The following is a 12,931-nucleotide window of genomic DNA, read 5'->3' on the forward strand; positions in this document are numbered from 1 at the left end:
AGGTGAAGTCCTTAAGAGAGTCGGGGAGGGTGCGGGCTCAGCGTCGCCGTCCGCGCTTGACCTTGAGCTCCTCGAAGCGCGGAACATCGCCGTCGCGCACCCGCTGCCACGCCTTGGCGTAGAGGTCGGCGACGGGCTCGATCGGGATGCCGTCAAAGGTGGTCAGGTCGAACATGGCCAGCTTCCACTGCTCCAGCGGAAGGAGCGGCGCCGACTGCTCCGCCCACCCGCCGGGCAGGAACAGCGTGCGCGCCGCCCGGCTGCGGCTCGCCTCGACGACGAGGTCGGTCGCGGCCAGCTCGGCGCGGGCCGCCTTGAGGCGGGCGGGCTTCCAGCCCGTCCACCGGGCGATGTTGCGGTCGGTGGGGTCGGGCAGGGCCAGCAGCATCAGGTAGTGGGCCGCGGCGTCCTCGCCGAGCCCGTACTCCTTCGCCACCTCGATGACCAGATCGGGCACGGACCGGGTGGGATCCTGCGGCCACCACGTCCCGTCCGCGTCCCGCTCCCCCTGCACCGGGTCGCCGGGGTCGGCGAGCAGTGCCGCGAACCGCGGGTCGCGGGCGGTCCGGAACGCGATCTCGACGGGGAACGGCTCCTCGGTGCCGAGCAGGGCGCGCAGGTACGGATCCTCACCCGCCGCGTCCAGCAACGCCACGCGGATGCCGGGAGCGGGTCTGTCGTCATGGGTGGCCATGACGACGGCGCCGTATCTCTCGTAGCCCTGGCCGGTCTCGGTCGGGGCTCCCGCTGCCTTCCTGAACGCGGGCAGGTCGACGTAGCGGCCCAGGTCGAGCATCAGGTCCGGGTTGGCCAGCCGGTCGCGGACCGCGGCCAGCGCCGCCGGCAGCGCGGCCCGGATCGGATCTCCGGCGGGCAGCCGGTACGCCAGCCACCGCGCGGTGGTGACGGCCGCGACCAGCGAGCTCGTGGTGAACCCGGTGGCGTTGTCGTCGACGGGTGCGACCCGGTCACCGCGTACGGTCCAGGCCAGGTCGTGGCTCAGCTCCGGCGAGGCGGCCGGGTCGAGCAGGGCCCGCAGTGCCCGGCTCGTGTCCCAGCCGGTTCGCACCGCGCGAGCCGCCTCCCCGAGCAGCCATTCGGGAATCGCCGCCTGCGACCCGACCTTGTCGTTCCACAGCGCCGCCCCGGCGGCCACGTCCGGGCCGTCGCTCCAGAGCCGGGCCGGGTCGCTGGGCAGGAGCGCCGCGACGACCGCCCGCCGGATGCCGGCGTCCGTCTTGCGCAGCTCGTCCCTTGCCACGGTGGCATCGGCTAGTTTCACGCCGATCGTGGTACGGATTTCCTTGGTGAGGAAGTTGCGCTCGTGCGTGTCCACGGACGGCAGACCCGCCACGATGAGCCGGGCCATCGTCTCGGAGACGCCGGTGAGCCGGGCGAACTCCTCGGCCGCCTCGGGCCGCCAGGGCGCCGGTCCCCGCGCGGCCAGCTCGGTGAAGAACGCCTCCAGCCAGCCCGCCTCCCGCGCCACCCCGACCGGGACCGAGGACCGGGCCGTATAGGGGTGGGGGACGTCGAACCGCCCGGCCGGGTCGTGGAACAGCACCGTCCACACGCAGCCGGAGTCGTCCGGGGATCCCGAGCTCACGAAGGCGAGGAACGCGCCATCCTCCAGCGGCAGGGTCCCGAGCCAGTTGCCCTCGCGCCAGTTGCCGTCAGGCTTGATCAGATGGCGCTTGTCGAGGTGCAGGTCCATCCGTCGCCAGCGGGACGGATCGGCCGTGGTGGGCAGTCCGAGCTCGCTCAGTACGCGGAGCAGCTCGTGCAGCGTGGCGCGGTGTTCCTCCTCGACCGTCACCGTCGCGACGCGGAAGGCCAGGGCGGCGGTGTCGTCGAGCACCAGATCCCATCGCAGACCCGAGTCCGGCAGGGCCGGCAGGTCGAGGTGAGTGCGGCCCAACCTCGACGAGGACGAGGCCGCCAGTGCGGGGCCCGGCTCCAAACGCCCCGACGCCGAGCCTCCGGACGCCGACACTCCAGACGCCAAGGCTCCCGACTCAGACGGAGCCGGCTCAGACGGAGCCGACGCCGACGCCAGCCGCCGCCCGATCGTCTGGATCTGCTGGAAGGCGCCGTCGGCCCGCAGGCGCCAGGAGTATTCGACGAAGTCGCCGAGCCCCCGGAGCGCCTGGTCGAGCAGGGAGTCCGCGGGACCGGCGGGCGCCTGCTCCTGGTGTCCGCCGGCGAGCGCCTCGGCGAGCCTGGCCGCGACGGTGTGCAGCGAGGTCTGCTGGGTCCCGGCGAAGCGGACGACCCCCGCGATGCCGGCCACGAGCGCGTCATGGCTGACCTGCGGAAGCAGGGTACGGATCCGCGCCTCCAGGTCTTCCTCCCCAGCGACCGCCAGCAGGGCCGCCGCGGTCTCCAGGTCGAGGGCGCGCAGGGCCGCGGAACCCTCCGGATCCCTCGGGCGCAGGTAGCACCAGTAGCGCACCGGCGGCAGGATGAGGCTGCCCATGGCGAAGTGGCCGGGGGTGTCGTCCGTGCGGGCCACGGCCGTGACCACGCCGTCCGGATCGACCAGGTTGAGCCGGTAGCCCCCCTTGACGATGGTCCGCGGCCGGTCGTCCCCGGGGAACATCAGGACGCGCGCCGGCGTCCCGGCGTCGGGCGCCAGGGTGAACGTACGGCCGGAGATGTCCTCACCGCGCATCGACCCGTCGGGCAGGCGCACCACGCGCCAGCCGAACAGCCCGCCCACGGGAGTGCCCACGGGGGTGGCCTCGTCCGAGGGCGCGGGAAGCACCCATCCCGCGTGGAACTCGCTGCCGGCCGGGGCGTCGCGGAGCGCGTCGGCGAGGAAGGCGGGCATGCCCTTCCTGCCCACCTGTCCGCCGGCCGGGTCGTACTCGTACCAGTCTCTGGTGCCGTAATCGGAGCCGTCCCAGGTCCGCACCCAGTAGGAGGTGCCGTCGGTGATCACCGACGACTCCTCGGGGAGTGCCGTGTCGCCACGGTGCAGCACCCCCTGACCGGTGGTCCGTCCGCCGCCGGGCAGGGGCAGGGTGACCGCGTCGTCGCCGCGGTACCAGTCCATGCGCGTCCCGCGGGTGTTGGTGGCGCCCTCCATCGGGTGGAGGCGGTCAGGGGTGGTGTGCCAGTAGCCGCGCAGCCGATAGTCGAGGTCGCGGGACTGCCAGTAGACGAGCAGCTCGCCGTCCACATAGTGCAGGCCGATGTCGCTCCAGGTGTCTCCGGACGGGATGCGCAGGTCGTGGGTGAGCACGGTGCCCTCGGGACCGAGCACCCGGGCCTGCGCGGCGCCCGCCGTGAGCAGGTACGGCCAGGCGTCGGCGACGACGATGTCGTCGACGTCCTTCTTCGGTACGAGCGACGCGGCCGCCTCCTCCCAGGCCGGCCAGCCCAGCTCGTCGAACAGCCCGGCCCGCAGGGTGCGGGCGAGCACCGGCGCGATCTGCGCCGCCGCCGCCCGGCGTACGTCGTCCTCGGCCAGGACCAGCGCCTCGCCCGGCAGCCAGGCCAGCCGCCGCAGGGCGTCGGGCAGGTCCGGCAGCCCGGCGGCCGTGGAGCGCAGGGCCACCTTGCGGGTCCATTCGGCCAGCATCGGCCGGCCGCCGGGGGAGGTGGCCAGCAGGCGGACGGCCCGCCGGCCGTCCTCGTCGTCGCTGAAGCCGTCGGCCGCGCGCTCGAAGGAGGGCCGGAACCGGGCGTCGGCGGCCAGGGCGACCAGGTCGCGCTGCCCCTCCCCCTTCGCCCAGGGCTCCAGCCGCAGCGAGTCGCCGTCATCGGGATCGCGTACCGGAATGTCGAGGGCCAGCAGCAGGTCGAGCAGGTCGACGTCGTAAGTGACCGTCAGTGTCCGCCGCTGCGCGGTCAGTTCGGCGCGCAGTTGGTCGGCCGCCCGCTCCACCAGCGTGTAGAGGGCGGGCAGGCGGGACGGCACCCGCCAGCCGTAGTTGCGCGCCTTCAGGAAGCGTTCGAGCCAGCCGGCGGTGCCGTCGCCGGGCCGCTCCGGCACCTCGCCGGAGACCAGCCCGGCGGTGGCGCCGGACGCCTCGAGGATCTCCAGCCACAGGCCCGCCAGCTCGTTGTCCCGGGCCTGCGGCATGATGTTCAGCAGCGTCACCCGCACCTCGGGCTCGCGCGACGCCAGTGCCGCGATCCCCGTACGGTGCGCCTTCCACCAGCCCGTCGCGGCCCGATGGGCGGCCGGCAGGGCGAGCAGCTCGGCCAGGTAGGCCTGCTCCCCCGCGTCCACGTCGACTCCGGCGGCCTTGGCCAGGCGGCGCAGGTCCGTCGTCATCTGCGCCGACGGCGGCAGCCCGCCCGCCGTGCGCCGTACGCACAGCCGCGTGAAGCGGCGCAGCGCCTCGTCGGCGGTCACCCGGGTGGCCAGCTCCTTCGCGTAGCCGGACAGCACCTTGACCGGCAGCGCCCCCGCCAGCGCGAACTCCAGGAACACCTCGTCGAGCCGGTCCTCGTCCACGGCGAGCCCGTGCTGCGCCTCGGCCCGGCGCGCGCTGGCGAACATCTGCGCGGCGTAGACGGCGTTCTCGACGCCCAGGAACACCCGGCCGCTCTGCTCGTAGAACGTGGGCAGGAAGTGGGGCACGGAGGCGGCCAGCTGAGCGGCCAGCTGCTGGTAGGCGTCGAGCGCGGCCTTCGGCTTGGACTTCGCCTGCCGGGCCGCGCGCTCCAGCTCCGGCACGACGGCGAGCGCGTGATGCCCGTCTTCGGGGTGGTGCACGAGCACCCATTCGGGGAAGCCGAGCGAGCGCCGCAGGCCCAGGCCGACCTCGGCGGGCTCCCCGTCGGGCGCCAGGCCCAGGAAGCTCGCGGCCAGGTCCTCGGCCGAACCGAGCTCCCCGGCGACCAGCCGCACGACCACCCGGTCGTCCAGCCCGGGATGGCGGTAGGTACGGGCGGTCATCGGCACCGCCCGCTCGCCGCCCCCCTCGGTGCCGAGCGGCAGCACGGCACCGGCCTTCAGCAGCTCCGCCGCCTGAGACGCCGTCTGCGGTTCTGTTGCCTGAGACATGGTTGCCTGAGACATGGTGGCCTGAGACATGGTGGCCTGAAACATGGTCACGCGTCCTTCCCCTCTTCGACCCGCCGCCCGGCGTAGAGCGCCGCGGCCATCCGCATCCCCTCCGACCAGGCCACCGGCCCGACCTCGCGCAGCGGCAGTGTCCTGCCGTCGAGGTCCTGCCAGCTCAGGTCGCCCGTCGTCATCTCGCCGTCCCAGTAGGGCTCGCCGATCCAGACGGTCGCCTCCGACAGGCTGCCGCCGTCGCGGACCCGGCAGGTGGCGTAGCCGCCGGAGACCCGGTAGCCGAGCGCGGTCGCCCGCGCGGCCAGGCCGAACCTGGAGTCGTAGGTGCCGCCGGAGAACTCCGACACGGCCGTCTCCGTCGCCTTGAGGTCGGCGGGCTTGCGCCAGGTGGCCCGGTGGATCTGCTCGACCTTCTGGACCACGCCCAGCTCAGCGGCGAACTCCCGCAGGTCGTCCAGGTCAGGCAGCAGCACGGGATGCGGCAGGGTCACGGTCCGCGGCGACAGGCGTACGGTCTCGCCGTCGAGGTTGACCACCCGCAGCGCTCCGGTGTCGGTGGCGTCCCGCAGGAAGCCGACCTCGTCGGGGTCGTCACCGACCACGGCCAGGTCCCGCAGGGCCGACTGCCACGCCTCGTCCGGCCACACGCGGGCCAGCAGCCCGGTCGGCACCGGCAGGGAGGAGACCATCCAGAGGTCCACCTGCGCCACGCACGCGGTGGCGTGCCGGTCGAGCCACTCGGCGAAGCGGCGCAGCCGGTCCACCTCGGGGTGATCGCGCAATGCCTTCGGCAGCGACTTCAGCTGCCGTCCCGCCGCCCGGCCGGAGGTGGCTCGCGCCGCCACCCGGCCCTCTATGAGGGCGACCTCATACCCGTCGCCCGCTGCCAGCCAACCCAACGGTCCCCGCCTTTCACCGTGCACGAACGTCGAATGAGCAGGGGTTTTCCAGCCCCTGCTGTGCAACTGCGCCGAACGTTAGCGACCCCGACCGACAAACCCGTTCGCGGTCCTCCAGAGGCTCCGACGGCGCGCACGGGGGTGGGGTGGCGAGCCGTTCGCGGGCTGTTTTGTCGCCTGCGAAATGCGGTGATCCGTCAGAGATGGCTGGTACGGTACAGGTTTTCTGCTGAATACCGGGACTTTTCCCATGCGCGGACATATTGCATAGGAAACTTTCCTAATAGATACTCCGGATGAAGCGTCCAACCCCCCGAATCTGGAGTCGCCGTGCTTCGTCGCGTCCTCACCCTGACCTCGGTCGCCGCCGCCACCCTGATCACCCTCGCCCTGCCCGCCCAGGCGGCCGAAGTGGACGTCACCTTCGGGCCGACGTCGATCGGCGACTACTGCCACGCGAAGGTCAGCTCGGCCTCGTGGATCGGCTTCTACGAGGCGGGCGGCCTCAGGTGCTACGCGAGCGGCACCGGCGGCCCGCCGCAGTACGCCGGATCCGGCGACCCCTACCTGGCGTGCAAGTTCCTCACCACGGAGGTCGTCATGAGCGCCAGGCGGGGCACGTCCGACGCCCTGGTGTGCAGGGTGATCGTCTAACGCCCCTTTGGGGAGGGTATTCGGCTTCCTTACATGTTCCGGATACAAAATGGTCATTTTGGGTGTCGAAATTATCCAGGCATCGCGGTTACAGTGACCCCGCAAGCCAGATGATCTTCATCCGGCTTCTTCGTCACCGCGATCAGGAGGCTGAGAACTCAGTTGCGCGCCTGGAATTTATCGACCCGAAACTTGACGTCGTACGCGGCGGGTGTGGCGGCCCTCGCGTTAGCGTTCGCGGGGGCCGTCGCGGCCCCCGCCTCCGCGGATGACATCGACACCTACTACCTCGACAGCGTCAACGGCAACGACTCGGCCGCCGGCGACTCCCCGGAAACGGCGTGGAAGACGCTGGCCAAGGCGTCCGCGGCGAAGCTGGAGCCAGGCGAAAAGCTCATGCTCAGCCGCGGCAGCACGTGGTCCGGGCAGCTGGAAATCACCGAGTCGGGCGACGCGGACAACCCGATCGTCGTCGACGCCTACGGCACGGGCGCCCGTCCGGTGCTCAAGGACGACATCGAGGCCTGCCTGTACCTCGGAGGCAGCCACATCGAGGTCTACAACCTGCAGGTCGGCGTGGACTCGGACCAGGGCCGTTGCTCGTGGGCGGGGATCAAGGTAGGCGGCAGCAACAACGTCATCGAGCAGAACTACATCACCGGCGCGGCGGCGGGCGTCTACATCGAGACGAGCGCCCGGTACACCGCGGTGACCAGCAACGAGTTCGTCAACAACAACTTCATGAGCAAGCTCACGCCGCAGGAGGAGAACGACAACGACGACTCCGGCGCGTTCGCGATGCTGGTGCAGGGCGACGACTCCAACATCGGCTGGAACACCATCACCGGATCGGTGGCCTTCAGCTACGACTACGAGTTCGACGGCGCGGCGGTGGAGATCTTCATGGGCTCCCGCAACTACGTCCACCACAACCTCGCGCTCGACAACGACACCTTCACCGAGCTGGGCACCAGCCGCAACGACGACGGATCGACGAACGACCCCGACGGGACCTCCGGCAACGTCTTCGAGTACAACGGCATCTACGGAGACAGGACCCGCTCCGGCATCGTCACCCGCGGCCCGGTCAAGGACAACGGCGAGATCGAGACGAACGGCCCGGTCTTCAGCACCGTGTTCCGCAACAACTCGATGAACCTGCCCAACTCCGACGCCGAGGGCGTCGTCTGCTACGCGAGCTGCACGAACGCGCACTTCAAGCTCTCGCAGAACATCGTCGTGGCCGGGAAGAAGAGCGCCTACGCTGACTCCACCTTCACCGCCAACGACCACAACGTCTTCTACGGCGGCCAGTACCAGATGACGGCCGGCACCGCCAACGTGCGCAAGGACCCGAAGTTCGACACCGACCCGAGCAGGCCCCTGCGGCTGCTGAGCGGGAGCCCGGCGATCGGTCTCGGCGTCAAGAAGTTCAACCCCATCGACCTGGACGGAGCCCCGGTGGGCGGGAACGGCACCATCGAAGCCGGGGCCTACGAGTACTGAGGCCGATCGCGCATTACGGCCGTCAGAAGGCCGCCATCGAGGCGCACCTGCTCGACCGCGCCCACCGTGACGGCTTCCCGGCCACCGTCATCCATCCCGGCCACATCACCGGCCCGGGATGGATGCCGGTCAACCCGGCTCCTTGACCGCGAGCACCGGACAGCTCGCTTCGAGCAGGATCCGCTGGGCGCTGCTGCCCATGATCAGTTTGCCGACCGGTGAGCGCCTGCGCAGCCCGATGACGATCAGGCTCGCCGAGGCCGCCTGCGCCGCCGCGAGCACGGCCTCGGCGACGTCGTCCTCGGCCACCTGCTCGAAGTCGTACGACACCTCCTCCGGGACCAGGCGCTTGATCTCCGCCGCGTCCGCGGTCGAGGCGTCGACGTAGGCGCCGGGCCGCGAGACGTTGAGGATCTTCAGCGGCGCCCCTCGGAGCGCGGCCTCCGCGATCGCGTGCTCGAGCGCGACCCGGCCCAGCGGGTTGGGCACATATCCCACGATGACCGTCATGCTGTGGCCTTTCTGCGTTGCTTACGGAGAGCCCGGCTCAGGGGCGGGACGACGATGATGAGCAGGATCGCCACCAGCAGCGTCGCGGCGATCGGCTGGCCGAAGAAGCCGGTCAGCTGGCCGTCGAACAGGCGCATCGAGCGCCGGAAGGACGACTCCAGCAGGCTGCCGAGAACGAAGGCCAGCACCAACGGCCCCGGCTCGAAGCCGACCTTCTTCATCAGATAGCCCACGATCCCGAGGCCGACCATCAGGAACATGTCGAAGACGTTCAGGCGGACGGTGTAGACGCCGATCATGGTGATCAGGATGGTCAGCGGCGCCAGGATCGCCGCTCGGATGCGCAGGATCTTGACGAAGATCCCGATCAGCGGCAGGCTCATGGCCAGCAGCAGGATGTTGCCGACGTACATCGAGTTGACGACGCCCCAGAACAGGTCCGGCTTCTCCTGCACCAGCAGCGGCCCCGGCGTGATGCCCTGGAGCAGCAGCGCGCCGAACATGATGGCCATGGTCGCGTTCGCCGGGATACCCAGGGTGAGCAGCGGGATGAAGGAGGACGTGGCGGCGGCGTTGTTGGCGGTCTCGGGTCCGGCGACGCCCTGGATGGCGCCCTTGCCGAACCGTTCGGGGTGCTTGGCGGTCTTCTTCTCCACCGCGTACGCCACCATCGACGACATGGTCGCCCCGCCGCCCGGCAGGATGCCGAGGATGAAGCCCACCAACGAGCCGCGGGTGATGGCTCCCTTGGACTCGCCGAGGTCTTTGCGCGAGGGATAGACCGAGCCGACGCTGGGCGCGGGGGCGCTCTTGCCGCGCAGCGACTCCAGGCTGTAGAGGATCTCGCCGACGCCGAACAGGCCCATCGCGACGATCACGAAGTCGATGCCGTCGAGCAGCTGGTCGCTGCCGAACGTCAGGCGCGAGGTGCCGGCCAGCGGGTCCTGGCCGATGGTCGCCAGGAGCAGGCCGACGGTGGCCATCAGGATGCTCTTGGTCGTGGAGCCGGTGCCGAGCGTCGAGACCAGCAGGATGCCCAGCAGCGCCAGCGCCGTGTACTCGGCGGGGCCGAAGTCCAGCGCGAACCCGGCCACCAGCGGGGCGACGAAGGTGAGCGCGATGATCGCGACCGTGCCGCCGATGAAGGAGCCGATCGCCGCGATGCCGAGCGCGGAGCCGGCCCGCCCCTGTCTGGCCATCTCGTGGCCGTCGATCGCGGTCACCACGCTGGACGCCTCGCCCGGCAGCCGCAGCAGCACCGAGGTGATCGTGCCGCCGTACTGGGCGCCGTAGAAGATGCCCGCGAGCATGATGATCGCGGCCGTCGGCTCGATGTTGTACGTGACCGGCAGCAGGATCGCGATCGTGGCGGCGGGCCCGAGGCCGGGCAGGACGCCCACGAGCATGCCCAGCGTGACGCCGAGCAGGCAGTAGAACAGGTTCTCCGGTTGGAAGACGACCCCGAACCCGGCGATCACCGGGGAGAAGAAATCCATGGTCAGCCGATCTGGTTCAGAAGGGCAGGATGTGCGGAAGTGACACGCCCAGCCCGGTGACGAACAGCAGGTAAAGGACGGCGGTCGAGCCGAGCGAGATGATCACGGTCATCCGCCAGCCCTCTCGTCCGAGTCCCTTCAGCCACAGGACGAGCAGCGCCACCGTGGGGATCTCGAAGCCGATCCGCTCGAACAGCAGCGCGTAGCCCACGAGGGACACGGCCGCGACGACGACGATCAGGGCCTCGCGGGTGAAGGTCTCCTCCTCGCCGGTCGGCCCGGACCGCAGCACGAGCACCGCCGCGGTCACGACCATGGCGACGCTGACGGCCAGCGGCCACAGCCCGGGGCCCGGGTTGGACAGCGTGCCGACCCCCAGGCTCCACGACATGATCCCGGTGATCACGCCGATGGCGAGCGGGATGAGCGCCGCGACGATGTTCTGCCGGCGGGCGTAGGCCGGAGTCGGCGGGGTGGGAAGCCCGTCCTCCTCCGGCACGCCTTCCTCGGGTACGACGCTGGTCATTGCTGGCCCGTGAGGTCGATCCCGAGCTTCTTCGTCAGCGCGGCGAACTCGCCCTGGGCCTTGGTGAGCTGCGTCTTGACCTCATCGCCGCCGACCTCCCAGCGGCCGATGTAGTTGGACTTCAGCAGCTCGCCGTACTCGGGCGTGGCGATGGCCTTGTCGATGGCGCCGGCCAGCTTGTCGCGTACGTCGGCCGGCAGCCCGGCGGGCGCGGCCACGAACCTGCGCTGGTCCACCACGACGTCATAGCCGGACTCGGTGGCCGTCGGCGTGTCGGGCAGCGCCTCGACGCGCTTGGTGCCGAACACGGCCAGCGCCCGGAGCTTGCCGGACTGGACGTGCTTGGCGGCCTCGGCGATCTGCACGGACGCCGCGTCGACCTTGCCGCCCAGGACCGCGGTGATCGTGGGGGCGCCGCCGTCGAACGGCACCGGCGTCGCCTTCACCTTCGCCACCCCGAACAGCAGGGCCTGCGACAGCTGGCTGCCCGTCCCCGCGCCGGTGGTGCCGTACTTGATGCCGTCGGCCGCGAGCAGGTCCTTGAGCGACTTGTACGGCGAGGTGGCCGGCACGACCAGGGCGTAGTCCTCGACGGCCAGTCCCTTGACGAAGGTCATGTCCTCGAGCTTGATGGCGTCGGGGTCCTGGACCATGAGCGGCCCGATGGCGAACAACGACTGCGGCATCACGGCCACCCGGTAGCCGTCGGGCTTGCTGCTGAAGACGTCCTTACCGGCGATCTTGCCGTTGGCGCCCGGCTTGTTGACCACCACGGCGGGCTTGCCGAGCGGCTTCTCGATGCTCTTGGCCAGGGCGCGGGTGACCAGGTCGGTGCTGCCGCCCGGCTCCGTCGGGACGGTGAACTCCACGGCCTTGCTGGGGTAGGCGGCGCCATCGCCGGCACCGCCGCCCTTGACCGAGCAGGCGGACATGGCGACCACTGCCAGCAGGGCGCCACCGATGCGCAGGCCGATCGTGGATGACATTCTCATCAGAGTGTTCTCTCTTTCACCAGCGTGGAAGCGGGGGCTGGACCCACGTGGGGTCGGCCACGCGCATGGCGGCCACATCGTCCCTGTCGCGGAAACCGCTGAGCTCGCTCCAGCGTTCGTGCAGGGTGGCCAGGGCGTCGCGGTCGAGTTCGACCCCGAGGCCAGGGGCGTCGGACACCTCGAGGGCGCCGCCGACGAAGCGGTGCGGCTGGGTGATGACGTCCTCGGTCTGCCAGGGCCGGTGGCTGTCGCAGGCGTACTCCAGGTCCGGAATGACGCTGGCGACGTGGGTCATCGCGGCGAGGCTGATGCCGAGGTGGGTGTTGGAGTGCATCGACAGCGCGACCCCGTAGGTGCGGCACAGCGCCGCGAGCTCGCGCGTGGCGTGCAAGCCGCCCCAGTAGTGGTGGTCGGACAGCACCACCTGGACGGCGTCCTTGGCGAACGCCTCGGGGATCTCGCCGAACGTGGTGACGCACATGTTGGTGGCCAGCAGCGCGCCGGTCCTGGCGCGTACCTGCGCCATGCCGTCGATGCCGGTGGTCGGGTCCTCCAGGTACTCCAGCAGGCCGTCGAGCTCCTCGGCGACGCGCACGCTCGACTCCAGCGACCAGCCGCCGTTGGGGTCCAGGCGCAGCGGGTGGTCGGGGAAGGCTTCGGCCAGCGCCTTGATGGCCGCGATCTCCTCTTCGGGCGGGAACACGCCGCCCTTGAGCTTGAAGGAGCGGAATCCGTAGGTGTCGGTGAAGCGCCGCGCCTGGCGTACGACGCCTTCGGGGTCGAGGGCGGCGCCCCAGTCGTCGCGCGGCGCGTCCTCCATCGGGTGCTCGGCCCAGCGGTAGAACAGGTAGCCGCTGTAGTCGACCCGGTCGCGCACCTTGCCGCCGAGCAGCGCGTGCACGGGCAGGCCGAGCGTCTTGCCGAGCGTGTCCAGGCTGGCGACCTCGAAGGCCGAGACCACGCTGCGGACGATCTTCTCGTTGGTACGGCTGCCGCGCAGCCCGGCCGGGTCGAACTCGTTGATCGTGCCGGGCGTCAGCCCCGCCGAGTCGTAGGCCAGCTCGTGCAGCCCGTTCAGCGCGGTGAGCGGCCGGCCGATGACGGCCTTGGCGAGGTTGCGCGCCACCTCCAGGTATTCGGTGTCGCCGTAGGTCTCGCCGACCCCGGTGGCGCCGCTGTCGGTCTCGAGCTCGACGATGGTGCGCGGGGTGTACGGCTGGTGCACGCCGAGGACGTTGAGCAGCGGCGGGTCGCTGATCAGGATCGGCGTGACGGTCGCCTTGACGATCCGAGGGATGGGTTGCGACATATGGGGA

The 12,931-nt window shown here is 70.8% G+C and carries 9 protein-coding genes; 2 read left to right on the plus strand and 7 right to left on the minus strand.

The genetic code is table 11. The features are described 5' to 3' along the window. Positions 1–37: 37 nt before the first annotated feature. On the minus strand, positions 38–5,017 hold the full coding sequence (locus tag AB0C30_RS40530) for a DNA-binding protein (protein WP_357954071.1): 4,980 nt from the start codon (positions 5,015–5,017) through the stop codon (positions 38–40). A gap of 47 nt (positions 5,018–5,064) precedes the next feature. Beyond that, complete coding sequence (locus AB0C30_RS40535) at positions 5,065–5,931, minus strand: DUF4132 domain-containing protein (RefSeq protein WP_357954073.1); 867 nt, start codon at positions 5,929–5,931, stop codon at positions 5,065–5,067. A gap of 330 nt (positions 5,932–6,261) precedes the next feature. Between AB0C30_RS40535 and AB0C30_RS40540 the strand changes: the two genes are divergently transcribed. Together AB0C30_RS40540 and AB0C30_RS40545 are read left to right on the plus strand one after the other, a co-directional pair. After that, positions 6,262–6,585 carry a hypothetical protein gene (locus AB0C30_RS40540; RefSeq protein ID WP_357954075.1) on the plus strand — a complete coding sequence of 108 codons (324 nt, stop codon included), beginning with the start codon at positions 6,262–6,264 and terminating at the stop codon, positions 6,583–6,585. 192 nt (positions 6,586–6,777) lie between these two features. Beyond that, positions 6,778–8,091 (plus strand): hypothetical protein, encoded by a 1,314-nt coding sequence (locus AB0C30_RS40545; RefSeq protein ID WP_357954077.1) that lies wholly within the window; start codon positions 6,778–6,780, stop codon positions 8,089–8,091. Between the two features lie 129 nt (positions 8,092–8,220). On the opposite strand, the gene AB0C30_RS40550 is transcribed toward AB0C30_RS40545, so the two are convergent. From AB0C30_RS40550 to AB0C30_RS40570, 5 genes are read right to left on the minus strand one after another with little or no spacing between them, the layout of a single operon-like run. After that, positions 8,221–8,601, minus strand: coding sequence for a universal stress protein (locus AB0C30_RS40550; protein ID WP_357954079.1), 381 nt, complete (start codon positions 8,599–8,601; stop codon positions 8,221–8,223). Continuing rightward, entirely contained in the window at positions 8,598–10,097 is a 1,500-nt protein-coding gene (locus tag AB0C30_RS40555) for a tripartite tricarboxylate transporter permease (protein ID WP_357954081.1), read from the minus strand. The genes AB0C30_RS40550 and AB0C30_RS40555 overlap by 4 nt, the downstream gene beginning before the upstream one ends. 16 nt (positions 10,098–10,113) lie before the next feature. Continuing rightward, a complete protein-coding gene (locus AB0C30_RS40560; protein WP_357954083.1) occupies positions 10,114–10,623 on the minus strand; it encodes a tripartite tricarboxylate transporter TctB family protein in 510 nt (169 codons plus the stop codon). After that, a complete protein-coding gene (locus tag AB0C30_RS40565) occupies positions 10,620–11,609 on the minus strand; it encodes a tripartite tricarboxylate transporter substrate binding protein (protein ID WP_357954085.1) in 990 nt (329 codons plus the stop codon). Before AB0C30_RS40565 ends, AB0C30_RS40560 begins: the two co-directional genes overlap by 4 nt. Before the next feature lie 22 nt (positions 11,610–11,631). Then, a complete protein-coding gene (locus tag AB0C30_RS40570; protein WP_357954086.1) occupies positions 11,632–12,924 on the minus strand; it encodes a glucarate dehydratase family protein in 1,293 nt (430 codons plus the stop codon). Between the last annotated feature and the right edge of the window lie 7 nt (positions 12,925–12,931).

Origin of the sequence: Nonomuraea sp. NPDC048901, from assembly GCF_040649695.1 — a bacterium.
In the GTDB taxonomy this organism is placed as follows: domain Bacteria; phylum Actinomycetota; class Actinomycetes; order Streptosporangiales; family Streptosporangiaceae; genus Nonomuraea.

What these genes read in the sequence shown, in the direction of transcription:
- AB0C30_RS40560 (WP_357954083.1), bottom strand. Translation starts at nt 10,623, where the DNA reads ATGACCAGCGTCGTACCCGAGGAAGGCGTGCCGGAGGAGGACGGGCTT.
- AB0C30_RS40570 (WP_357954086.1), bottom strand. Translation starts at nt 12,924, where the DNA reads ATGTCGCAACCCATCCCTCGGATCGTCAAGGCGACCGTCACGCCGATC.
- AB0C30_RS40530 (WP_357954071.1), bottom strand. Translation starts at nt 5,017, where the DNA reads ATGTCTCAGGCAACAGAACCGCAGACGGCGTCTCAGGCGGCGGAGCTG.
- AB0C30_RS40550 (WP_357954079.1), bottom strand. Translation starts at nt 8,601, where the DNA reads ATGACGGTCATCGTGGGATATGTGCCCAACCCGCTGGGCCGGGTCGCG.
- AB0C30_RS40555 (WP_357954081.1), bottom strand. Translation starts at nt 10,097, where the DNA reads ATGGATTTCTTCTCCCCGGTGATCGCCGGGTTCGGGGTCGTCTTCCAA.
- AB0C30_RS40565 (WP_357954085.1), bottom strand. Translation starts at nt 11,609, where the DNA reads ATGTCATCCACGATCGGCCTGCGCATCGGTGGCGCCCTGCTGGCAGTG.